Source organism: Sulfitobacter maritimus (genome assembly GCF_013346665.1).
In the GTDB taxonomy this organism is placed as follows: domain Bacteria; phylum Pseudomonadota; class Alphaproteobacteria; order Rhodobacterales; family Rhodobacteraceae; genus Sulfitobacter; species Sulfitobacter maritimus.
Window position 1 is genome coordinate 626,267 of sequence record NZ_JABVBB010000038.1, and the last position, 21,472, is coordinate 647,738.

A 21,472-nucleotide genomic window follows, 5' to 3' on the forward strand; every position below is an offset into this window, starting at 1 on the left:
GCCCCCCAGCAAGTGGCCGGAGGCAGAGGCGGAGCGTTTAGTCAGCCGCGCCCAAGATGCCGGGCAGGTTCAGGCCGTTTTCACGCGCACAGTCCAGCGCTTCGTCATAGCCCGCGTCGGCGTGGCGCATCACCCCGGTAGCCGGATCGTTCCACAACACCCGCTCAATGCGGCGGTCTGCGTCTTCGGTGCCGTCACAGCAGATCACCATGCCGGAGTGTTGTGAGAAGCCCATGCCGACGCCGCCACCGTGGTGCAGCGAGACCCACGTCGCGCCCGACGCGGTGTTGAGAAGCGCATTCAGCAGCGGCCAGTCCGACACCGCGTCAGAGCCGTCTTTCATCGCTTCCGTCTCACGGTTGGGAGAGGCGACAGAGCCGCTGTCGAGGTGGTCGCGGCCAATGACGATGGGCGCGCTGAGTTCGCCATTGCGGACCATCTCGTTAAACGCCAGTCCCAGTTTGTGGCGCACGCCAAGGCCGACCCAGCAGATCCGCGCGGGCAGCCCTTGGAAGGAGATGCGTTCGCGGGCCATGTCGAGCCAGTTGTGTAGGTGGCTGTCCTCGGCCAAGATTTCCTTTACCTTGGCATCGGTCTTGTAAATGTCCTCCGGATCGCCCGAAAGCGCCGCCCAGCGGAAGGGGCCGACGCCACGGCAGAACAGTGGGCGGATATAGGCGGGGACAAAGCCGGGGAAGTCGAAGGCGTTGTCGAGCCCTTCTTCCAGCGCCATCTGGCGGATGTTGTTGCCGTAATCCACCGTGGGGATGCCTGCGGCGTGGAAGTCCACCATCGCTTTGACATGCACTTTCATCGAGGCGCGGGCGGCTTTTTCGACCGCTTTGGGGTCGCTTTCGCGCTTCTCGCGCCAGTCGGCCATGCTCCAACCCTGCGGCAGGTAGCCGTTCACCGGGTCATGGGCAGAGGTCTGGTCGGTCACGATGTCGGGCCGTACACCACGTTTGACCAATTCGGGGAAGACATCCGCCGCATTGTCCAAGAGTGCCACGGATTTCGCTTCGCCCGCCGCCGTCCAGCGCTCGATCATCTCAAGCGCTTCGTCGAGACTGTCGGTCTTTTCATCAACGTAGCGGGTGCGCAGACGGAAATCGATGCTGTCGGGGTTGCATTCGACCGCAAGGCAGCAAGCGCCCGCCATGACCGCCGCCAAGGGCTGCGCCCCGCCCATGCCGCCAAGGCCGCCGGTCAGGATCCATTTGCCTTTGAGATCACCACCGTAGTGCTGGCGACCGGCCTCGACGAAGGTTTCATAGGTGCCTTGGACGATGCCCTGAGAGCCGATGTAGATCCACGAACCAGCGGTCATCTGGCCATACATCGCCAGACCCTTTTTATCGAGTTCGTTAAAGTGATCCCAATTCGCCCAATGTGGCACGAGGTTGGAGTTGGCGATCAGCACGCGCGGCGCGTCTTTGTGGGTCTGGAATACACCAACCGGCTTGCCAGATTGCACCAGCAGTGTCTGGTCCTCTTCCAGCGCACGCAGGGAGGCGACGATCTGGTCGTAGTCCTTCCACGTCCGCGCCGCACGGCCAATGCCGCCGTAAACCACCAACTCATGCGGGTTCTCGGCCACATCGGGATGCAGGTTGTTCATCAGCATCCGCAGGGGGGCTTCGGTCAGCCAGCTCTTGGCGGTCAGTTCGGTGCCGGTGGCGGGATAAACGTCACGGGTGTTTTTGCGCGGATCGCTCATGTCGTGCCTTTCAGTGTCGGGGCCAGATCGGCCAAGGTTGTCAGGATGGTTTTTAGATGTGCCCGCAGGCGGTCGGCTTTGGCGGTGTCATAGGTCCAAGGGGCGGCCTCGGCGCTAAGGTAGGTGCTTTGCGCCAGTTCCATCTGGATGGCGTGGAACCCCTCGCCGGACCGGCCATAGTGCCGCGTGGTCCAACCGCCTTTGAAACGGCCGTTGGTGGTCGAGGTATAGCCTTCTGCCGCTGCGCAGATGTCTTGCACAGCGGCTTCGATCTCGAGCGCGCAGGTGGCGCCCATATTGGTGCCGATGTTGAAGTCGGGCAGGGTGCCTTCGAACAAAAACGGGATTTCAGACCGGATCGAATGACAGTCATAAAGGATCGCGACCCCATGCAGATCACGCACCCGCGCCATCTCCGCTTCCAGCGCCGCGTGATAGGGCGCGTGGAAGGTCTCGCGGCGGGCCGCAACCTCCGCCTCATCCGGCGCGTCGGTCCAAATGTCGCGTCCTTCAAAGTCGGTGAGCGGCACCAGCCCGGTGGTGTTCTGACCGGGATAGAGCGAGACCCCCGACGGGTCGCGGTTGGCGTCTACCACATAGCGGTGAAACGTTGCCCGCACCGTGGTCGCGCCGGGGAGCAGCCCGTCATAGAGTTGATGGATATGCCAATCCGTGTCATCCAACCCCTGACCGCGCCTGTTCAATTTGGCGATGATCGCCTCCGGCACATAGGTGCCGGTGTGGGGCAGACCCAGGATGATCGGGCTGTCGCCGCGTTGCACCTCGACCGGGGTCATGCGAGCAACTCCGGCATGTCCACGCCAGTTGCGGCCACGATGTCGCCGCTGGCGATCATCTGCGCCGCCTGTTCCAGATCAGGGGCGAGGTAGCGGTCTTCGCCCAATGTCTCCACGTCTTGACGCACCCGCGCCACGACCCGTTGCAACGTGTCGCTGGTGGCCAGCGGGGCGCGGAAATCGATGCCCTGCGCCGCGCAAAGCAGTTCGACCCCAAGGATGCGGTTGAGGTTGTCGGTCATCGGCCCCAAACGCCGCGCACCGTGGGCGGCCATGCTGACATGGTCCTCTTGGTTGGCCGACGTTGGCGTGCTGTCGGTCACACAGGGGGTGGCGAGATGTTTGTTCTCGCTCATCAGCGCGGCGGTGGTCACCTCGGCGATCATATAGCCAGAGTTCAGACCGGGGTTAGGCGTCAGGAAAGACGGCAGGTTAAAGCTCAGCACCGGATCGACAATCAGCGCCACGCGGCGTTGGGCGATGGCACCAATCTCGGCAATGGCGAGCGCGATCATATCGGCGGCGAAACCCACTGGCTCTGCGTGGAAGTTGCCGCCCGAGACGATCACATCAGCATCGATCAGCACCAGCGGATTGTCGGTGGCGGCATTGGCCTCAATCTCCAACGTGCGGGCGGCCTGACGCAGCACATCCATCGCAGCGCCAGTGACCTGCGGCTGGCAGCGGATGCAGTAAGGGTCCTGCACGCGGGCGTCATCGACAATATGGCTCTCGCGGATTTCCGAGCCCGAGAGCAGCGCGCGCATGGTCTCGCCCGCCTCAATCTGGCCGCGATGACCGCGCAGGGCGTGGATTTCCGGTTGCAGCGGGGCGGTGGAGCCCATGATCGCATCCGTCGATAGGGCCGAGGTCACCAGCGCCGAATGTGCCGCACGCCATGCGCCGAAAAGACCCGCCAGTGCAAAGGCGGTGGAGAACTGCGTGCCGTTGATCAGCGCCAAGCCTTCCTTGGGGCCGAACTCAATAGGCGTCAGCCCTGCGGCCTTCAGCGCTTCGCCACCGGGCATGACCCTGCCCTCAAACTCCGCCTCGCCATGGCCCATCATCGCTGCCGCCATATGGGCCAGCGGGGCGAGGTCGCCTGAAGCGCCGACAGACCCCTGTGCCGGGATGACCGGAGTGACGCCCTTGGCGAGCATGTCTTCGATCAGCGTCACAACCTCAAGCCGGACGCCAGACGCGCCGCGTCCGAGGCTCAGCAGTTTGAGCGCCATCAACAGCCGTGCGTGGCGGCGCGGGATCGCAGGGCCAACACCGCAACAATGCGAGAGGATCAGATTACGTTGCAGCGTTGCCGTATCCTCTGCCGCGATCTTGACCGAGGCGAGTTTGCCGAAACCGGTGTTGACGCCATAGACGGCATCGGTGCCGGCCACGGCTTTGGCGATCCGGGCCTGCGCGCGCTCAATGGCAGGATGGCAGGCGGGGTCGAGCCGGACGGCGGCTTCGGTCCAATAGATTTTGGCGAGATCGTCCAGAGTGACGGCGCCGGGGGTGAGGGTCAATGTGGTCACGCGGTACCTCCGAAAATGCGAGAGTGAAGCGGGTTGAAACCGATGCGGTAAGCCAGTTCCGCCGGGTGTTTGACATCCCAGACCGCGAGATCGGCACGCATACCGGGGGCGAGGGTGCCGCAGTCTTTCAGGCCCAGAGCGCGGGCGGCATGTTGGGTCACGCCGCGCAGTGCTTCTTCGGGTGTCATGCGGAACAGGGTGCAGCCCATGTTCAGCGTCAGCAGCAGGGAATTGAGCGGCGAGGAGCCGGGGTTAATATCCGTCGCCAGCGCCATTGGCACACTATGTTTGCGCAGCAGCGCGATGGGCGGGGCTTGGGTCTCGCGCAGAGTGTAAAAGGCGCCGGGCAGGATCACGGCGACAGTGCCCGCCTCGGCCATGGCTATGACGCCCTCCTCGTCGAGATATTCGATATGATCCGCCGACAGAGCGCCATAGGAGGCCGCGAGCTTGGCACCGCCAAGGTTTGACAGTTGCTCGGCATGGAGTTTGACCGGCAAGCCCAATTCCCGCGCCACATCAAAGACACGCGCAATCTGCGCGGGTTGAAAGGCAATGCCCTCGCAAAACCCGTCAACCGCATCGACCAGCCCTTCGGCATGGGCGGCACGCATGGCAGGGATGCAGACCTCATCGATATAGGCGTCATCGCGCCCGGCATAGTCCGCCGGGGTCGCATGGGCGCCGAGGAAGGTGGTTTTCACGCGGATCGGGCGTTTGGTGGCAATGGCGCGGGCGGCCCGCAACATCCGTAGCTCGGTGTCGGTATCCAGACCGTAGCCAGATTTGATCTCAAGCACCGTCACACCTTCGGCGATCAGCACATCGACGCGGCGCAGAGCGTCGGCCAAGAGGTCATCTTCGCTCGCGGCGCGGGTGGCTTTGACGGTAGAGACAATGCCGCCGCCCGCGCGTGCGACCTCTTCGTAGCTGGCCCCATTGAGGCGCATCTCAAATTCAACCGCCCGGTCGCCGCCGTGGACAATATGGGTGTGACAATCGATCAAGCCGGGGGTGACAAGGCGGCCTTCAAGGCTGCTGCGCGGCAGGTCGCTATGCGCTTCGGGTAGCGCCGCGACTGGGCCGACCCATGCGATTTGCTCCCCCTGCACCACGATGGCGGCGTCTTCGATCATCCCATAGGGGGTGTCCGCTGATTCCATCGTCGCGGCCTTAAGATCCGTAAAGACTCTGCTGTTTTCGGCCATATCCGTTCCCTCCCGACGATAATTTCACTTTTCTAGTACGATCAAACGTGCTTTATGTCTATACATAAAAACGAGGGGTCGCCGTTATGATTTTCGCCAAACAAGCCAAACTGCCCGATGGTTGGGCGTCAGATGTGCGTATTTCGCAGTCAGAGGGGCGCATCACGGAAGTGGACGTGGATCAAAAGCCTCAAGCGTCTGATCTGCGGGTCGACACGCTCTTGCCCGCCCTTGGCAATCTGCACAGCCACAGTTTTCAGCGGGCCATGGCCGGGATGACAGAGTACCGCATGGCGGGCAAAGACAGCTTTTGGACATGGCGCGAACTGATGTACCGCTTTACCGAACATCTGACGCCAGAGCAGATCGAAGCGATTGCGGCCTTTACCTTTATGGAAATGCAGGAGGCGGGCTATGCCGCTGTGGGGGAGTTTCACTACCTCCATCACCAGCCCGGCGGTGCGGCCTACGACGATCTGGGCGAGCTTTCCGCTCGGATCGCAGCGGCTGCGCAGACCACCGGGATCGGGCTCACGCATCTTCCCGTACTTTATACCTACGGCGGGGCTGGGCAGCAGGCTTTGCAACCGGGGCAGGCGCGGTTTGGCAATGGGGTGGCGCAGTTCAATGCTTTGGTGGCGCGGGCAAAGGCACAGGTGTCACAGCTTCCTGCGGATTGTCAGGTGGGTATCGCGCCTCATTCTTTGCGCGCCACATCGCCTGATGACCTTGCTGCGGTTTTAACGGCGCATCCGGACGGGCCAATTCATACCCATATCGCGGAGCAGCCGCAGGAGGTGCGTGACATTGTAAGCTGGCTCGGCGCGCGGCCGGTGGCGTGGTTGTTGGATCATGTCGATGTTTCTTCCAGATGGTGTCTGATCCACGCGACCCATATGACCACGGCGGAGACCAAGCAGATGGCCCAATCCGGCGCGGTGGCGGGGCTTTGCCCGGTGACCGAGGCGAACCTTGGCGACGGGCCGTTTAATGGGCCTGCCTACCTTGAGGCAGGCGGAGCCTTTGGTGTTGGGTCGGACTCCAATGTCTTGATCGGCTTGGCCGAAGAATTGCGAATGTTGGAATATTCGCAGCGTCTGCGCGATGTGGCGCGTAATGTGATGGTCACGGCAGAGGGTTCTGTCGGTGAGGCGCTCTATACCGGGGCCGCACGGGGCGGGGCGCAGGCGCTTGGGCGCGGCGCGGGAGAGATCGCGGTGGGCGCATGGGCCGACCTGTTGGCGATTGACAGCACCACACCCGCGCTTTGTACGCTGCGCCAAGACCAGCTGCTCGACGGGCTCGTTTTCGCCGCCAAGGCGGATGTGGTGACGGATGTCTGGTCCGCCGGACGCCACGCGGTAGCGGGCGGTCGGCATAGGGACCGAGACGCGATCACCAGCGCCTACAGGGCCGCCCTGCAAACGCTGATGGCTGCGGTTTAGACCCCGTCCTCGCTAGTAGCGCAGGGGCCTGCCCGGCATCAGATCGTTGACCTTGCGCAGGATCGCTTCGGCGTCGATCCCATGGTGGCGGTAAAGATCAGCGATGGTCCCGGTCTGGCCGAAATGCTCAACCCCCAGCGGGATGGTGCGGTGGCCGGAGACCGAGCCGATCCATGACAGCGTGGTGGGGTGGCCGTCGATAACCGTCACAATCCGGCAATGGCGGGGTAGGTCTGCGGTGAGCCGTTCGATCAGCGATTGCGCATCGCTCTGGCCTTGGGCGCGGGCATTCTGCGCGGCCGTCCATCCCGCGTTTAACCGATCCGCCGAGGTGACGGCCAACACCCCCACATCGCGGCGGTCTTCGGCCAGCAAGCCTGCCGCGCGGATCGCCTCGGGCGCGACGACACCTTGATAGGCAATCACCACGTCGCAGTTGGGGCCCGGCTTGCGCAGCCAGTATGCGCCGTCCGTGACCCCTTGGCGGAACGCAGCGCTGTCGCGTGGGCCGGGTTGTTCGATGGGGTTCGTCGTCAGCCGCAGATACACCGAGCCACCCGCTTCGTCGCGCAGCCACGTCGGTGGGTGATTGTCCGCCTCCGGTCCGGCTTCGGCCACGGGCGTATCACTCCCGTCGCGCTGGATATAGTCGAAGGCCCATTCCATGATGATCGCCAATTCATCCGCAAAGGCAGGCTCGAAAGCCGCCAACCCGTCCTGAGACATGCCAACCAACGGTGTGCCAATGGACTGATGCGCCCCGCCTTCGGGAGAGAGGGTGATGCCGGAAGGAGTGCCGACAATCATGAAACGCGCATCTTGGTAGCAGGCATAGTTCAGCGCATCGAGGCCACGGTTCACGAAAGGATCATAGACAGTGCCGATGGGGATCAGCCGCTTGCCGAAGAGGCTGTCAGCAAGCCCCGCTGCGCCCAAGAGCAGAAACAAGTTCATCTCGGCGATGCCCAACTCGATGTGCTGGCCGTCTGGCGTAAACTCCCATTTCGCGGTGGAAGGGATGCGGTGTTCGATAAAGGCATCCGACATCTCGGCCCGCGCAAAGAGCTTGCGGCGGTTCACCCATGGGCCAAGGTTGGTCGTGCCGGTTACGTCAGGCGAGGTGGTGACAATCCGCTCGGCCAATTGCGTGTCGCCCTTGCTCAACCCGTCAAGGATTTTACCAAAGGCGGCTTGGGTCGAGATTTCCGCGTCCTGCGGCGCGGGCAGGGCAGGGACGTCGATCTTGTCATCCTCGAACCGACGGCGGCCCTTGGCAAAGAAGGGCACATTGTCGAGGTACGCGCGCAGGCTTGCTTCGTCCTCCACCGTGGCAAAGGGCTCCCACTCCGCGCCTTCGGGGACGCCCATGTGGTCCTGCCATTTCTGCATCTGCGTGGAGTTCATCAGCCCGCCGTGGTTGTCCTTATGCCCGGCAATCGGCGTGCCCCAGCCTTTGATCGTATAGGCAAGGAAACAGGTCGGGTCGTCATGGTCGATGGCGGCGAAGGTCTCGGCCATGGTTTCCACGCAGTTGCCGCCGAGGTTCTCCATCAACGCGGCGAGTTCCGTGTCACTGCGCCGCTCAATCAGCGCGGTGACGTCGCCTTGGTCGCCGAGATCGTCCATCAAACGTTTGCGCCAGACCGCCCCACCCATAAAGGTGAGCGCTGCGTATTCTTGGTTTGAGCAACTGTCGATCCAATCGCGCAGACGTTCGCCGCCCGGCTCTTTGAACGCAGCCCGTTGCAGCGCCCCGTATTTGACGCGGACAACCTTCCACCCGAAGGCGTCAAAGATTTTCTCGACCCGTTCAAACAGCCCTTCGCGCACGATCCCGTCGAGCGACTGACGGTTATAGTCGATGATCCACCAGCAGTTGCGCAGATCGTTCTTCCAGCCTTCCTGTAGGGTTTCATAGACGTTGCCCTCGTCCAGTTCCGCATCGCCCACAAGTGCGACCATCCGGCCCATTGGCGCGTCTTTGCCCCAGGATTTGGCCTTAATGTAATCCTGCACCAACGACGCGAAGGAGGTGATCGCGACGCCCAAACCAACCGACCCGGTGGAGAAATCCACATCGTCCACGTCCTTGGTGCGGCTGGGGTAGGATTGCACACCGCCATAGCCGCGAAAGTTCTCCATCCGCGCCCGGTCGAGATTGCCCATAAGATATTGCATGGCATGAAAGATCGGGCTGGCATGGGGTTTGACCGCCACCCGGTCCTCAGGCCGGAGAGCCGAGAAATAAAGCGCGGTCAGGATCGACACCATAGAGGCAGAGCTGGCCTGATGCCCGCCGACCTTAATCCGGTCCGGAGACTCGCGGATATTGTTTGCATGATGGATCATGTAGTGGGACAGCCACAGCAAACGCTGTTCGATGGTCTTTAGGTGGGTGGTCTGCTCGGTCACGCTGTGTCTCCTTTTTCTTGGGGGCATCCTATGCCGCTTTGCGCTTCATTTCTTGGCAAACCTCATGGTACTTCAGCATTTCTGCGCCGGAATTTCACGCAAAAGGAGCTTTCGTTGATGGAAAAGAGCAAAGGCATGGGGACGCAGTTGGACGAGATTGACCGGCGGATACTGCGCGAATTGCACCGCGACGGGCGTCAGACTCATCAAGAGTTGAGCGAGCGCGTGGGCCTGTCGCCATCCCCCTGCGCCCGGCGCATCCGCCAGTTGGAGGCACGCGGGATTATCACGGGTTACCGCGCTGGGATTGATGAACAGGCGCTGGGCTTTGGGTTTTCGATCTTTGTCTCCGTCAAACTGGACCGGCAGGTGGATGACCGGCTGGTGTCTTTTGAAGAGCAGTTGATGGATTGTCCCGAAATCGTGGATTGCTGGCTAATGACCGGCAGCTTTGACTATCTGCTGCGGATCGCCGCGCGGGATTTGCAGGAGTATGAGCAGTTTTTGACCGGGCGGCTGACCAAATTTAACGGTGTGGCTTCGATCGAATCCTCGATCCCTATCCGGCGGATCAAGGATCAGGCGACGCGGTTGGAGTGAGCGTATCCGGTCAGTCACCACAACAACTGTACGGTCAGATAACAACCGCATGATATGGGGCAAAACCGCATCCGTAAGGCTTGCAATCCCCCCTCGGTATGTCAGGTTGTCGGCGAATTAATGCTCAATAAATGGTAAAGGCTATGATGCGCATCACAACGTTATTCCTTGGGGCGGCCGCGTTGACCGTCGCCGGTTGCACCGCACCCACACAAGAAACGCAGCGTCCGGGTAAGGTCGGCAACCTGCCCGCGAATGTGGCCAGCTTGGCTGCGCCGAACCAAGACCTCAGCACGGCGCATCTTCGGTCGGAGGATGGTTGTTACTGGTATCAGCATAGCGGGCCGGTTGAAACGACGATGGTTCCGCTCCGGGCGGTCGGCGGCAACCCGATTTGCACAAGAAGTGCGGCCTAACGGTTGTTCGAGAGGCGCGTGATCCGCGCCTCTCATTCATGCTTGCGTTAGCTGCGGGCCACAACACTGTCTTCGGCAGAGTAGAGATAGGCCGTAGAGCCAATTTTTACCCGCGGATACAGATGGTTCACATGGGCCATAATCATGCGCACACAGCCAGAGCTTGCCCGTCCCCCAATGCTGCGCGGCTCCGGCGTGCCGTGGATACGCAGGTAGGTGTCACGGTTGCCTTCAAACAGATAAAGCGCGCGCGAGCCTAATGGGTTGGTCGGACCGGGTGGGACGCCATCCGCAACCGCGCCATAGAGTTCAGGGTCGCGGGCGATCATGTTTTGGGTCGGCGTCCATGTCGGCCATTCCACTTTGCGTTTGATCGTATAGGTGCCGGGCTCATAAAGATTGCCGCGGGCAATCGCCACGCCGTAGCGCATCGCCGTACCGCCTTCTTCAATGTGGTACACGTATCTGGCAACCGCATCGACATGGACATCGCCGGGCTTGAGCTTGTCATCTGCGACCACCCGCTGGGCCAGAAAACGCGGGTGGATGCCCCAAGGGTTTGAGGTCATGGGATCAAAGTTGGGCGGCGTCACCTGCGCGTCCCAAGCCGCCTTTTGTGCACTGGTCGGGCGGGCGGCGGCCAAAACAGGGGTCGCAATGGCGCCTGAAAAAAGAGCCGTGGTTGTCTGGATGAAATGTCGTCTTGTTAGCATTGTATCGCTCCGTCGTTGGTTCAATAAAGCAGCTGAACCGTTTGGATGTATGCTATACCAACCGCCTCGCTTGCGGAAAGTTCAGCAGAAGGACCGGTCGTACAACATAATGTGATCTTTTTGCCGCCTTTGCCGTGTCGCGACCCTTCTTGCGGGGGCCGAGGGGCGGCGTTCGCGATGGGTCTCGCGGTTTACTGCCGTCTTCGACGCCATACCAAATGGCCGCATGGTCAGCAGCCAGCGGAGGTTTTAGACTGCCAGACAAGCGTTCCACCCCGAGAGGTTATTTATGAACCGACGTCAGTTTCTCGTCAGCTCCGCTCCAGCAGCGGCGCTTCCGCTTGCAGGCCACGTGGGGCAGGCGCCTTTGCAACTGCGGACCGAAGCTGTCACGCGGGAGGTTCTGCTCAAAGGCGATGGGGTGACCGCCGTGCTGGGGTTCTAGGGTTTCCGGAGGGACGGTGGCTATGACACTTGTCAATGACACCACGTTTCAGCATGACATCCATCTGCAGGGCCATCACTTTAAAAAGTTGGCACAGGATGGCAGCCTTGCCGATTTGCGCGATGCAACTTTGGTGGCGGCGGGCGACAGTCAGCATATGATCGGTGTGTCTGAAAATCCCGGCAACGGGTTGATCCATTGCCATATGCTAAAACACGCTATCGAAGGGATACGCGCATGGAGCGTTGTCGCATGAAATGGATGTTTGCCGCCTTTCTGTTCAGCGCCGGGGCCGGGGCCGCGGATCACGAGTTGAATGATCGCGACATTGCCGCAGGCAAGGCGCTTTATGCCGAACAATGCGCCGCTTGCCACGGGGCAAAGCTCGAAGGGCAACCCGATTGGCGGACGCCGAACGCCGACGGCATCCTGCCTGCGCCACCTCATGATGAGACGGGGCATACGTGGCATCACGACAATAGGCTGCTGTTTGACTATACCAAATTGGGCGGGCAGGGCGCTTTGGCTGCGCGGGGGATCGAGGATTTTGCCAGCGGTATGCCTGCCTTTGACGGGGTGATTTCGGATGACGAGATTTGGGACATCCTCGCCTATATCAGGTCCACGTGGTCTGCCCGCGCACAGGAAAGCCAAGCCAGCCGCAACCCCGCGCATTGAGCGCCGAACGGCAGCGTCAAAGATAGTTCAACGCGGCGGCGGCCAGCAGCAGATAGCGCCCGCCCTTTGCGATGGTCACAATCACAAGAAAGCGCCATAGCGGTTCTTTCAGCACCCCGGCGGCGAGGGTCAGCGGGTCTCCGATGATGGGCATCCAGCTTGCCAGCAGGCTCCAATAGCCCCAACGCTGATACCACTGGGACGCACGCTGCACCTGCGCGGACGAAAAGGGAAACCAGCGTCGTGCTGCGACATGGGCCAGATAGCCGCCCAACAGCCAGTTGACCACCGACCCCAAGACATTGCCCGCTGTCGCCACCAGTAACAGCAGCGCGACAGGATGGGCATCGGCCCAGATCAACCCCAGCAATACCGCTTCGGATTGCGCCGGGATCAAGGTGGCGGCAAAGAACGCCGCGGCAAAGAGGCTCGACAGGGCCAGCATCGGCGCTCCTTTAGGGGTTCCGCTTTGGGGGCGGCGCTCAGCCCGCCATAATTGCCCGCGTCGCCTCAATCGTGAGCGGGGCAACTTTGGCGGCAAAGGCTTCGGGCGTCCACTCCGACAGCGAACCGCCGATGTGAATGGCGCTCAGCGGTTTGCCCTCCCGGTCCGTGATTGCCACGCCAAGCGCGATTTCGCCTTGCACAAACTCGTCACAGATCACCGCAAAGCCGCGCTCGCGGGCTTCGTCAATGGCGCGCATCACGGCATCGCTGTCGGTTTCGGTCTTGGTGGTAAAGGCGTGCAGCGGGGCGCGGTCTAGGATCGCACGCGCCTCTGCGCGGGGCAATTGCGCCAGAACCGCCCGGCCCCCGGCGGTGCAATAGGTCGGCACACTATGGCCCACCAGACTGGCATAGAATGTTTCACGTTTGCTCTGCATCCGCAGGGCATAGATCAACCGGGTCTCGTCATAAAGGCTCAGGTCCACCCGTTCGCGCAGGGATTTGCGCAGTTCCAGCAGCACCGGGGTCGCCTTTTGAACGATCGGATCAAGCCGCAGCAGGTCGAGCGTATGGTCCAGCAGCCGGATACCGGGCAGATAGCCACGGTCATCGGCGCTGCGTCGGATGTAGCCCAAACGCGTTAGCGTATGCACCAGACGTTGCGCTGCGGAGCGGTCGATCTGTGCCTCAGCCGCAATGCTCGACAGGCTCAGTGGGCCGGTGGCCTTGTGAAAGGCGCTTAGCACCTGCATCGCGCGACCTGCGGCGCGGATGAACATGCGATCATCTTCTGCCTGAATATCAAGCGGCTGGGGCGGATCGGCTCGCAAAATACTACTCACGTTAATCTCCTGCTTGACGAATCTCAGACCAGCCGCCTAGGCTTGCAGAGCGATATAGTCATATCGCCACGCGATACACAAGATGTGCTGGGCAGGATTGACCTGAGGTCATTCTGCTCTGCGACAACGCCAGCCTGAGGTTGGCATGATGCGGGAGCCTGACGTGCAAGACCTTCCTCGGATGAAAGTGGCGCTTGCCGGATTTCTGCACGAAACCAACACCTTCGCACCTCAACCAGCGGACCTTGAGGCGTTCCGCCTTGGCGGTGGTTATGTGCCAATGGCGCGCGGCGCCGCGATGTGGGAGGCTTTTGCCAGCGTTAACCTTGGCATGTCCGGTGCTTTGCAGGTGGCGCGTGACTGCGATTGGGAGACAGTGCCGGTGCTCTGGGCCGGTGCGATCCCTTCGGCCCATGTCACGCGGGATGCCTATGAGCAGATCACCGAAGAGATCATCGCAGGGATCACTGCGGCAGGGCCGCTGGATGGCATATTTCTTGATCTGCACGGCGCGATGGTGGCCGAACATATCGACGATGGAGAAGGCGAACTGCTGCGCCGTTTGCGGGCGGCAGTGGGACCGGATGTCCCGATCACGGCGGCGCTTGATCTACATGGCAACATATCGTCTGACTTTGTGGCGCAGATCGACGCCCTCGTCGGTTTCCGCACCTATCCGCATGTCGATATGGCCGATACCGGAGCGGCGGCGGCGCGGATGCTCGACCAGATCATGCGCAGCGGGGAGCGGCCTGCCAAAGCGTTCCGGCAGATGTCTTATTTGGTGCCGATCCCCTTTCAATCGACAGAGATGGAGCCCGGCAAGGGGCTTTATGAGCACGTTGCCACCTGCGAAGCCGATGGCGCACAATCGGCCAGCCTGTTCATGGGCTTCCCGGCAGCGGATATACCCGATTGCGGCCCGGTGGCGGTGGCCTTTGCGGAGACACAACAGACGGCTGATGCGGCGGCGGATAAGATCGCAGCAGCCTATGAGGCCGCAGCGCCAGATTTTCTGACCCACCGCGCCTATACGGCGGCTGAGGCCGTGGCCGAAGCACAGATACGCGCCGCTCAACCCGGTAAGGGGCCGGTTGTGATCGCAGATACGCAAGACAACCCCGGCGCGGGCGGCGTCTCGGCCACGACTGGCTTGCTGGGCGCCTTGGTCGCGGCGGAGGCAGAGGGCGCGGCGCTTGGATTGATCGTTGACCCGGCCTCGGCCAATGCGGCCCATGCGGCTGGCGTCGGGGCGCAGATCTCTGTTTCACTGGGCGGACACACAAGCGTGTCGGGCGATGCGCCGTTCGAGACAACCGCCACTGTGATGCATCTGTCTGACGGCAAGTTGCAGGCCACTGGCCCCTATTACGGCGGCACCGGGCTCGATCTTGGCCCGTCGGCCTGTCTGCGTATCGGCGGCGTCGATGTTGCTGTTACCTCGCGTATCGCGCAGATGGCGGACCGTGAGATGTTCCGTTTCGTTGGCATCGTGCCAGAGGATATGGCCCTTCTGGTGGTGAAAAGCTCGACCCATTTCCGGGCCGATTTCGCGCCGATCGCGCGTGATATCCTCGTGGCCTGCGCGCCGGGTCCGATGCCGCTCAATCCAGCCGATTTGCCCTTCACCCGTCTGCGTGCTGGGCTGAAGCTGGCCCCTGATGGTCCCCGTTTCGGGGCCGACCGCGCCGCTGCGGCGCGTCCTGACCGTGGCGGTCTCACTGCCGCAGTCCAACAATAAGATCACGACCTATACCAACAAGGGAAATGCACATGTTACCTCTACGATCCGCTTTGAAACAGACCCGCGGCCTTGCCGCCGCCTTTGCCGCGACCACGGCATTGCTGGCCCCCGCAAGCTTGGCCGCGCAGGAAGGCGAAACCACGATCACCGCTGTCATGCACTCCGGCCTGCGGGTGCTCGATCCGGTCATCACCACCGCCCATATCACCCGCAACCACGGCTATATGATCTATGACGTGCTGACCGCCGTAGATGCGAATTTTGAGCCGCAGCCGCAGATGGCAAGCTGGGAGATTTCCGAAGATGGGCTGACCTATACCTTCACCCTGCGCGATGGGCTCAAGTTCCATGACGGCGCGCCGGTGACCGGCGAAGATGTCGTGGCCTCGCTCAAACGCTGGGGCGAGCGGGACAGCGGCGGGCAGTTGATCTTTGACGTCACCGAAAGCCTTGAGGCCACTGATGACAAGACAGTCGTCTGGACCTTGACCGAAGCCTTCGCGCCGCTGCTGACCGTGATCTCCAAGCAATCCGCCGTGCCGCCGTTCATCATGCCCAAGCGCGTAGCCGAGACCTCGCCCGATGAAACGATTACGGAATACATCGGCTCCGGTCCCTTCGTCTTTAATCAGGATGAATACGAGCCCGGCGTGAACGTCACCTACGAGAAATTCGACGACTACGTGCCGCGCGACGAAGAAGCCTCTTGGATGGCGGGCGGCAAGGTCGTCAATGTCGACCGCGTGGTCTGGACCACGATGCCCGACGCGCTGACCGCGATCAACGCGCTCTCGGCGGGGGAGATCGACTACCTCGAACAGGTGCAGATTGACCTGCTGCCGATCCTCGAATCCAGCCCAGATGTGACGGTCGAGACCCGCGATGAGCTTGGCTATGTCACCATTGGCCGCCCGAACCACCTGCACCCGCCGTTCGACAACAAACTGGTGCGCCAAGCGGCCATGGCGGCGCTGGATCAGGAGAGCATGCTTCAGACCATGCAAGGCGATCCGGCCTACTATAATGTCTGCGGCGCGATCTTTGGCTGTGCGACCCCCTTGGGCGACGAAGCGGAATCTGAGATCGTGACAGGCGGCGCGGATATCGAAAAGGCCAAGGCGCTGCTCGAAGAGGCAGGCTATGACGGCACGCCGATCACGCTGATGGCGCCGACTGATGTGACCACTTTGATCAACCAGCCCGTGGTTGCGGCGCAGGCACTGCGCGAAGCGGGGTTCGAGGTCGATATGCAGTCGATGGACTGGCAGTCGGTTGTCCAGCGCCGCGCCCAGCAAAGCCCGGTGTCTGAGGGTGGGTGGAACCTGTTCTTCACCAACTGGATGGTGCCGGAAATCTCGGACCCGCTGATCAACGTGATGGTCAATGGCCGGGGTGACGATGCGTGGTTCGGCTGGCCAGATGATCCTGAGATCGAAGAGCTTCGCAAGAAGTTCATGAAGGCCGAGGGGGCCGAGGCACAAAAAGCTGTCGCGGTGGAGATCCAGAAGCACGTGATGGACAACGTCAACTACATCATGATGGGTGAATATCTGATCCCGCAGGCCCGCCGCAATGCGATCCAGAATATGATCCCGTCGCCGGTGCCGGTGTTCTGGAACATGACCAAAGAGGCGGAGTAATCCAGCCCTCGGAGAGCGCGTCTGTCGCGCTCTCCACCTCTCCCAGTTTCGCCCGCGGTTTGACCCGCGCGGCTTGCCTTCATTCCGTCGAAAGGGACTTTCCGGAACATGCTCGTCTATATCCTGAAGCGCGTGCTGGCCACGATCCCGGTGATGCTGATCGTCGCCGTCTTCGTGTTCTTGCTGCTGCGTCTAACCCCCGGTGACCCCGCCGCGATCCTCGCTGGTGACGCCGCCACCCCCGCCCAGTTGGAGCGTATTCGCGACCGTTTGGGTCTCAACGATCCGCTGCTGACGCAGTTCTTCACGTGGATGGGCCAATTGCTGCGCGGGGACTTGGGCGTGTCGCTGCTGTCCAACACCTCCGTCGCGGGCATGTTGGGTGACCGTTTGGGGCCGACCCTCAACATCGCGCTGATGACCATTACCATCTCTGTTCTGCTCGCCGTGCCAATGGGTGTGATTGCCGCGTGGCGGCACCGCACATGGGTCGATTTTCTGGTCATGTCCTTCTCGGTGCTGGGCTTTTCGGTGCCGGTCTTTGTGATTGGTTATATCCTGATCCAAATTTTCGCGATCGAACTGCGGTGGGTGCCGGTACAGGGATACAAAGCACCCTCTGAAGGGTTCGGTGCCTTCTTCTCCCGCGCCATTCTGCCCTCGCTGACACTGGCGACGATCTATGTCGCACTCATTGCCCGCATGACCCGCGCGTCCATGCTCGAAGTTCTGGGCGAAGACTACATCCGCACCGCCCGGGCCAAGGGCGTGCGGGAGAACGTCGTGCTGTTCCGCCACGCGCTGCGCAATGCCGCCGTGCCGATCCTGACGATCATCGGCACCGGTTTCGCGCTGCTGATCTCGGGCGTGGTGGTGACCGAAAGCGTCTTTAACATCCCCGGCATCGGGCGGCTGACCGTCGATGCGATCCTCGCCCGCGACTACCCCGTCATTCAGGCGATGATCCTGCTGACCGCCGGCATCTATGTCTTCGTGAACCTCTTGGTTGACGTTTCCTATTCATTCTTCGACCCAAGGATCCGGTACTGACATGATCGAGCAACCCCAATCCCGCCACAGCGCTTTTCAGGTGTTGACCGGTCTGCTGTCGCTGCCCGCAGGCGCGAGGGTCGGCATCGGCCCGATACTTGCGGCTCTGACGCTCGTGGCCATCGTGCTGGCCTCCATTCTGGCACCGCTCTACGTGCCCTATGATCCGCTGGCGATGAACGCAGCGGCGCGGCTCAAACCCCCGTCCGATGAGTTCCTTCTCGGCACCGACCCCTACGGGCGTGACACATTCTCCCGCGTGATGGTCGGCGGGCGCGTGTCGCTGCTGATTGGCGTCGGCGCGGCGCTGGTGAGTGTCGCGGTGGGGCTGGCCATCGGCCTTGTGGCGGGGTTCTTCCGCACAGCCGACAGCATCATCATGCGGATCATGGACAGCCTGATGGCGATCCCCGCGATCCTGCTGGCGATTGCGCTGGTGGCGCTGAACGGGCCGTCGCTCGGCTCGGTCATCATCGCCATCACCGTGCCCGAGGTGCCGCGCGTGGTGCGGCTGGTGCGCTCGGTCGTGCTCTCGGCGCGGGAAGAGCCTTACGTCGAGGCCGCCATCGCGCTTGGCTCCTCCATGCCCAAAATCCTGATCCAACATTTAATGCCCAACACCATGGCGCCGCTGATCGTGCAAGGCACCTATATCTGCGCCTCGGCGATCCTCATTGAGGCGATCCTGAGCTTTCTCGGTGCAGGCGTGAGCACCGAGATCCCCACTTGGGGCAACATCATGGCCGAAGGGCGGACCTATTTTCAGATCAAACCGGGGCTGATCTTCTGGCCGGGGCTGCTGCTGTCGCTTTGCATCCTGTCGATCAACCTCTTGGGCGACACCGCCCGCGATCTGCTTGATCCGCGCATGAAGAAACGGGAGGGCTAAGCGATGCAATTCAAGAACAAGGACTTCTCAAACGCCCGTGAGGTGTTGAACGTCAGAAACCTGCGCATCGGTCTGACCGGGCGACCGCAGGCCCAACCGGTGATTGATGGGATCGACTTGACCATCCGCGCGGGCGAGACGCATTGCTTGGTCGGTGAATCCGGCTCGGGCAAATCCGTGACCTCGCTCGCCGCCATGGGCCTGCTGCCGAAATCTGCTTTAGAGGTGCAAAGCGGCAGCATTATGCTGGATGATTTCGAGATCACCTCCGCCAGCCACTCCCAGATGCGGCAGCTGCGTGCGCGGCGCATTGCGATGATTTTCCAAGAGCCAATGACCGCGCTGAACCCAGTGCTGCGGGTGGGCGAGCAGATCATGGAAGTGCTGAATATGCACAGTGATCTGAGCCAAAGCGAGGCTAAGAAGCGCACGCTCGACATGATGGATCAGGTGCATTTGCCGGATGTGAACCGCATCTTCTCGGCCTTCCCGCACCAGCTTTCCGGCGGGCAGCGCCAGCGCATCATGATCGCCATGGCCCTGATCCTCGACCCTGATCTGCTAATCGCGGATGAGCCGACGACGGCGCTCGATGTGACCACGCAGCTGCAAATCCTCAAGCTCATTGCCGAGATGCAGGAGCGCCATGGCACCGCCGTCCTCTTCATCACCCATGACATGGGCGTGGTGGCCGAGATCGCGGATACCGTCACGGTGATGCAGCAGGGGCAGATCGTCGAACGTGCGCCCATTGCTGAACTGCTGACCAACCCGCAAAAAGAGTACACCCGCACCCTGCTGACCGCGGTGCCGAACCTCACCCCGCGCCCGGCGCGGCCGGCGGCAGCGCAGAGCGAGGTGGTACGGGTCGCAGGGCTCGACATGACCTATGGCGGCGGCGGCTTCCTGCGCCGCAGCGAAGGGGTCAAGGCCGCGCAGGATGTGAGCTTTACCATCAAACCGGGGCGGACACTCGGCATCGTGGGCGAATCCGGCTCAGGCAAATCCACCGTCGCGCGGGCCATCATGCGGCTGATTGACCCGACAGCGGGCAGCGTGAACGTCGCGGGGACCGAGATCGCGCAGCTCTCGCGCCGCCAATTGCGCGACCACCGCAAACATCTGCAAATCGTGTTCCAAGACCCCTACCGCTCGCTTAACCCGCGTTGGACCGTGGCGCGCAGCCTCTGCGAAGGGCCGATCAACTTCGGCGTGCCGCGTGCCGAGGCGATGCGCCATGCGGCCGAGTTGATGGAACTGGTGGACCTGCCGCGGGATGCGCTCGACCGCTATCCACATCAATTCTCGGGCGGGCAACGTCAACGTATCGCCATTGCGCGGGCGGTGGCGATGAAGCCCGATCTGCTGGTCGCGGATGAGGCTGTCTCGGCGCTTGACGTAAGTGTTCAGGCGCAGGTGCTTGATCTGCTGGACGATATTCAGGAGCGTTTCGGCGTGGCCATGCTTTTCATCACCCATGACCTGCGCGTCGCGGCGCAAATCTGTGACGAGGTGCTGGTGATGCAGCGCGGGGTGGTCGTCGAATACGGCCCCGCCGGAGAGGTGCTTGCCAACCCGCGCCACGACTACACCCGCAACCTCATTGAGGCCGCACCGGGCCGCCACTGGGATTTTGCCAACTACCGCGCACTCGACAGCGCCGCCATGACGACAGGAGCAACCGCATGACCGTCCTTCCCAAAATCGAAGCCTTTGCCGCGGACCTCACCGCCATTCGCCAAGACATTCACGCCCACCCCGAACTGGGGTTCGAAGAGGTCCGCACCGCGGGGATCGTCGCGGAAAAGCTGCGCGCTTACGGCGTCGATGAAGTCCACGAAGGATTGGGCGGCACCGGGGTCGTTGGTATCATCAAAGGGGCAGGGGGCGGCAACCGCCGTGTGGGCCTGCGGGCCGATATGGACGCGCTGCCGATTATCGAGGATTCCGGCGTGCCCTATGCCTCTACCAACCCCGGCCGGATGCACGCCTGCGGGCATGATGGCCACACCACCATGCTCTTGGGCGCGGCGCGCTATTTGGCGGAGACGCGAGATTTCGACGGCACCGTGGTGCTGATCTTTCAACCTGCCGAAGAAGGCTTGGGCGGTGCGCGGCGGATGCTCGAAGAAGGGCTGTTCGAAAAATTCCCCTGCGACGAAATCTACGGCATGCACAACGATCCGAACTCGGAGCCGGGCAAGGTCAGCGTGACCCCCGGCGCGGCGATGGCTGGGGCGGCCTTTTTTGACATCACCGTCAAAGGCACCGGCAGCCATGCCGCCATGCCACACCAATCCCGCGATCCGATCGTCATCGGCACCGCGCTGGTGCAGCAGTTGCAATCCGTCGTCAGCCGCAACACGCCGCCGACCAAGCCGATCGTACTCTCAGTCACCAAGTTCAACGCAGGCTCGGCCTATAATGTCGTGCCAGACACGGCGACCATCGCGGGGACGATCCGCTATTTCCACGAGGATGTCATTGAGATGGCCGAGGCCCGGATGCGCGAACTTTGCGCGGGCATGGCCACGGCCTACGGGATCGAGATTGAGGTCGACATTCGCAATGTCTTTGACGTGCTGATGAACGACCCCGAATTGACCACCGCCTATGTCGAAGCCGCCGCCAGCGTCGTGGGGGCCGAGAATGCGCGTGAGTCGACCGAACAGGCGAGCGGGTCCGAAGATTTTGCGGACATGCTAAAGGTCGTGCCGGGTGCCTATTGCCGGGTCGGCCATGCGGGCAATGTGCCGCTGCACAATCCGGGGTTTGTCCTGGATGACGGTATCTTGCCCGTCGGTGCGTCGATCTATGCCCGTATCGTGGAAACCCGTTTGCCCAAAGCGGGCAGCTAAACTGTCGCAATTGCGGCTCTCATACACAGCCCTGCG

The 21,472-nt window shown here is 62.1% G+C and carries 20 protein-coding genes; 12 read left to right on the top strand and 8 right to left on the bottom strand.

All coding sequences use genetic code 11. From position 1 onward, the window contains the following. Positions 1 to 37: 37 nt before the first annotated feature. The 4 genes from hutU to hutI are packed head-to-tail and all read right to left on the bottom strand — an operon-like array spanning position 38 to position 5,257. Complete coding sequence (gene hutU / locus HTT03_RS17820; RefSeq protein WP_174861119.1) at positions 38 to 1,717, bottom strand: urocanate hydratase; 1,680 nt, start codon at positions 1,715 to 1,717, stop codon at positions 38 to 40. Continuing rightward, positions 1,714 to 2,514 carry an N-formylglutamate deformylase gene (gene hutG, locus HTT03_RS17825; RefSeq protein ID WP_174861120.1) on the bottom strand — a complete coding sequence of 267 codons (801 nt, stop codon included), beginning with the start codon at positions 2,512 to 2,514 and terminating at the stop codon, positions 1,714 to 1,716. Before hutG ends, hutU begins: the two co-directional genes overlap by 4 nt. Continuing rightward, the gene (hutH, locus tag HTT03_RS17830) at positions 2,511 to 4,049 is read right to left on the bottom strand and encodes a histidine ammonia-lyase (RefSeq protein ID WP_174861121.1); all 1,539 of its coding nucleotides are present in this window, start codon (positions 4,047 to 4,049) and stop codon (positions 2,511 to 2,513) included. Before hutH ends, hutG begins: the two co-directional genes overlap by 4 nt. After that, positions 4,046 to 5,257, bottom strand: coding sequence for an imidazolonepropionase (gene hutI / locus HTT03_RS17835; RefSeq protein ID WP_174861122.1), 1,212 nt, complete (start codon positions 5,255 to 5,257; stop codon positions 4,046 to 4,048). Before hutI ends, hutH begins: the two co-directional genes overlap by 4 nt. 86 nt (positions 5,258 to 5,343) lie before the next feature. Between hutI and HTT03_RS17840 the strand changes: the two genes are divergently transcribed. After that, positions 5,344 to 6,702, top strand: a complete 1,359-nt coding sequence (locus tag HTT03_RS17840) for a formimidoylglutamate deiminase (RefSeq protein ID WP_174861123.1) — start codon at positions 5,344 to 5,346, stop codon at positions 6,700 to 6,702. 12 nt (positions 6,703 to 6,714) lie between these two features. Here HTT03_RS17840 and HTT03_RS17845 read toward each other — a convergent pair whose 3' ends face one another. Then, the gene (locus tag HTT03_RS17845; protein WP_425506331.1) at positions 6,715 to 9,114 is read right to left on the bottom strand and encodes a transketolase; all 2,400 of its coding nucleotides are present in this window, start codon (positions 9,112 to 9,114) and stop codon (positions 6,715 to 6,717) included. A 135-nt stretch (positions 9,115 to 9,249) separates the two neighbouring features. On the opposite strand from HTT03_RS17845, the gene HTT03_RS17850 reads away from it, so the two are divergent. Beyond that, the gene (locus tag HTT03_RS17850; RefSeq protein WP_174861266.1) at positions 9,250 to 9,714 is read left to right on the top strand and encodes an Lrp/AsnC family transcriptional regulator; all 465 of its coding nucleotides are present in this window, start codon (positions 9,250 to 9,252) and stop codon (positions 9,712 to 9,714) included. Between the two features lie 143 nt (positions 9,715 to 9,857). Continuing rightward, entirely contained in the window at positions 9,858 to 10,130 is a 273-nt protein-coding gene (locus HTT03_RS17855) for a hypothetical protein (protein ID WP_174861125.1), read from the top strand. 47 nt (positions 10,131 to 10,177) lie between these two features. Here HTT03_RS17855 and HTT03_RS17860 read toward each other — a convergent pair whose 3' ends face one another. After that, the gene (locus HTT03_RS17860) at positions 10,178 to 10,843 is read right to left on the bottom strand and encodes a L,D-transpeptidase (RefSeq protein WP_174861126.1); all 666 of its coding nucleotides are present in this window, start codon (positions 10,841 to 10,843) and stop codon (positions 10,178 to 10,180) included. 289 nt (positions 10,844 to 11,132) lie between these two features. Here HTT03_RS17860 and HTT03_RS17865 point away from each other — a divergent pair, with 289 nt between their 5' ends. The 3 genes from HTT03_RS17865 to HTT03_RS17875 are packed head-to-tail and all read left to right on the top strand — an operon-like array spanning position 11,133 to position 11,966. Beyond that, the gene (locus HTT03_RS17865; RefSeq protein WP_174861127.1) at positions 11,133 to 11,288 is read left to right on the top strand and encodes a hypothetical protein; all 156 of its coding nucleotides are present in this window, start codon (positions 11,133 to 11,135) and stop codon (positions 11,286 to 11,288) included. Positions 11,289 to 11,310: 22 nt separating this feature from the next. Further along, positions 11,311 to 11,544 carry a multicopper oxidase domain-containing protein gene (locus HTT03_RS17870; RefSeq protein ID WP_174861128.1) on the top strand — a complete coding sequence of 78 codons (234 nt, stop codon included), beginning with the start codon at positions 11,311 to 11,313 and terminating at the stop codon, positions 11,542 to 11,544. After that, positions 11,541 to 11,966, top strand: a complete 426-nt coding sequence (locus HTT03_RS17875) for a c-type cytochrome (RefSeq protein ID WP_174861129.1) — start codon at positions 11,541 to 11,543, stop codon at positions 11,964 to 11,966. The genes HTT03_RS17870 and HTT03_RS17875 overlap by 4 nt, the downstream gene beginning before the upstream one ends. A gap of 16 nt (positions 11,967 to 11,982) precedes the next feature. On the opposite strand, the gene HTT03_RS17880 is transcribed toward HTT03_RS17875, so the two are convergent. Further along, complete coding sequence (locus HTT03_RS17880) at positions 11,983 to 12,411, bottom strand: YqaA family protein (RefSeq protein WP_174861130.1); 429 nt, start codon at positions 12,409 to 12,411, stop codon at positions 11,983 to 11,985. A gap of 37 nt (positions 12,412 to 12,448) precedes the next feature. Next, complete coding sequence (locus HTT03_RS17885; RefSeq protein ID WP_343035875.1) at positions 12,449 to 13,255, bottom strand: IclR family transcriptional regulator; 807 nt, start codon at positions 13,253 to 13,255, stop codon at positions 12,449 to 12,451. Between the two features lie 163 nt (positions 13,256 to 13,418). On the opposite strand from HTT03_RS17885, the gene HTT03_RS17890 reads away from it, so the two are divergent. The 6 genes from HTT03_RS17890 to HTT03_RS17915 all read left to right on the top strand — a co-directional run bounded on the left by HTT03_RS17890 (position 13,419) and on the right by HTT03_RS17915 (position 21,436). Further along, complete coding sequence (locus HTT03_RS17890) at positions 13,419 to 14,996, top strand: M81 family metallopeptidase (protein WP_343035876.1); 1,578 nt, start codon at positions 13,419 to 13,421, stop codon at positions 14,994 to 14,996. A gap of 32 nt (positions 14,997 to 15,028) precedes the next feature. Beyond that, entirely contained in the window at positions 15,029 to 16,639 is a 1,611-nt protein-coding gene (locus tag HTT03_RS17895; RefSeq protein ID WP_174861131.1) for an ABC transporter substrate-binding protein, read from the top strand. 108 nt (positions 16,640 to 16,747) lie between these two features. Beyond that, positions 16,748 to 17,689: an ABC transporter permease gene (locus HTT03_RS17900; RefSeq protein ID WP_174861132.1), complete on the top strand. Its 942-nt coding sequence runs from the start codon at positions 16,748 to 16,750 to the stop codon at positions 17,687 to 17,689. 1 nt (position 17,690) lies between these two features. Then, positions 17,691 to 18,578, top strand: a complete 888-nt coding sequence (locus HTT03_RS17905; RefSeq protein WP_174861133.1) for an ABC transporter permease — start codon at positions 17,691 to 17,693, stop codon at positions 18,576 to 18,578. Positions 18,579 to 18,581: 3 nt separating this feature from the next. Beyond that, positions 18,582 to 20,267: an ABC transporter ATP-binding protein gene (locus HTT03_RS17910; protein WP_174861134.1), complete on the top strand. Its 1,686-nt coding sequence runs from the start codon at positions 18,582 to 18,584 to the stop codon at positions 20,265 to 20,267. After that, positions 20,264 to 21,436 carry a M20 aminoacylase family protein gene (locus HTT03_RS17915; protein WP_174861135.1) on the top strand — a complete coding sequence of 391 codons (1,173 nt, stop codon included), beginning with the start codon at positions 20,264 to 20,266 and terminating at the stop codon, positions 21,434 to 21,436. The genes HTT03_RS17910 and HTT03_RS17915 overlap by 4 nt, the downstream gene beginning before the upstream one ends. Positions 21,437 to 21,472 lie beyond the last annotated feature (36 nt).

What these genes read in the sequence shown, in the direction of transcription:
- HTT03_RS17860 (WP_174861126.1), bottom strand. Translation starts at nt 10,843, where the DNA reads ATGCTAACAAGACGACATTTCATCCAGACAACCACGGCTCTTTTTTCA.
- HTT03_RS17875 (WP_174861129.1), top strand. Translation starts at nt 11,541, where the DNA reads ATGAAATGGATGTTTGCCGCCTTTCTGTTCAGCGCCGGGGCCGGGGCC.
- HTT03_RS17855 (WP_174861125.1), top strand. Translation starts at nt 9,858, where the DNA reads ATGATGCGCATCACAACGTTATTCCTTGGGGCGGCCGCGTTGACCGTC.
- HTT03_RS17850 (WP_174861266.1), top strand. Translation starts at nt 9,250, where the DNA reads ATGGGGACGCAGTTGGACGAGATTGACCGGCGGATACTGCGCGAATTG.
- HTT03_RS17910 (WP_174861134.1), top strand. Translation starts at nt 18,582, where the DNA reads ATGCAATTCAAGAACAAGGACTTCTCAAACGCCCGTGAGGTGTTGAAC.
- hutG (WP_174861120.1), bottom strand. Translation starts at nt 2,514, where the DNA reads ATGACCCCGGTCGAGGTGCAACGCGGCGACAGCCCGATCATCCTGGGT.
- HTT03_RS17880 (WP_174861130.1), bottom strand. Translation starts at nt 12,411, where the DNA reads ATGCTGGCCCTGTCGAGCCTCTTTGCCGCGGCGTTCTTTGCCGCCACC.
- hutI (WP_174861122.1), bottom strand. Translation starts at nt 5,257, where the DNA reads ATGGCCGAAAACAGCAGAGTCTTTACGGATCTTAAGGCCGCGACGATG.
- HTT03_RS17895 (WP_174861131.1), top strand. Translation starts at nt 15,029, where the DNA reads ATGTTACCTCTACGATCCGCTTTGAAACAGACCCGCGGCCTTGCCGCC.
- HTT03_RS17870 (WP_174861128.1), top strand. Translation starts at nt 11,311, where the DNA reads ATGACACTTGTCAATGACACCACGTTTCAGCATGACATCCATCTGCAG.
- HTT03_RS17840 (WP_174861123.1), top strand. Translation starts at nt 5,344, where the DNA reads ATGATTTTCGCCAAACAAGCCAAACTGCCCGATGGTTGGGCGTCAGAT.
- HTT03_RS17905 (WP_174861133.1), top strand. Translation starts at nt 17,691, where the DNA reads ATGATCGAGCAACCCCAATCCCGCCACAGCGCTTTTCAGGTGTTGACC.
- HTT03_RS17915 (WP_174861135.1), top strand. Translation starts at nt 20,264, where the DNA reads ATGACCGTCCTTCCCAAAATCGAAGCCTTTGCCGCGGACCTCACCGCC.
- hutU (WP_174861119.1), bottom strand. Translation starts at nt 1,717, where the DNA reads ATGAGCGATCCGCGCAAAAACACCCGTGACGTTTATCCCGCCACCGGC.
- HTT03_RS17900 (WP_174861132.1), top strand. Translation starts at nt 16,748, where the DNA reads ATGCTCGTCTATATCCTGAAGCGCGTGCTGGCCACGATCCCGGTGATG.
- HTT03_RS17865 (WP_174861127.1), top strand. Translation starts at nt 11,133, where the DNA reads ATGAACCGACGTCAGTTTCTCGTCAGCTCCGCTCCAGCAGCGGCGCTT.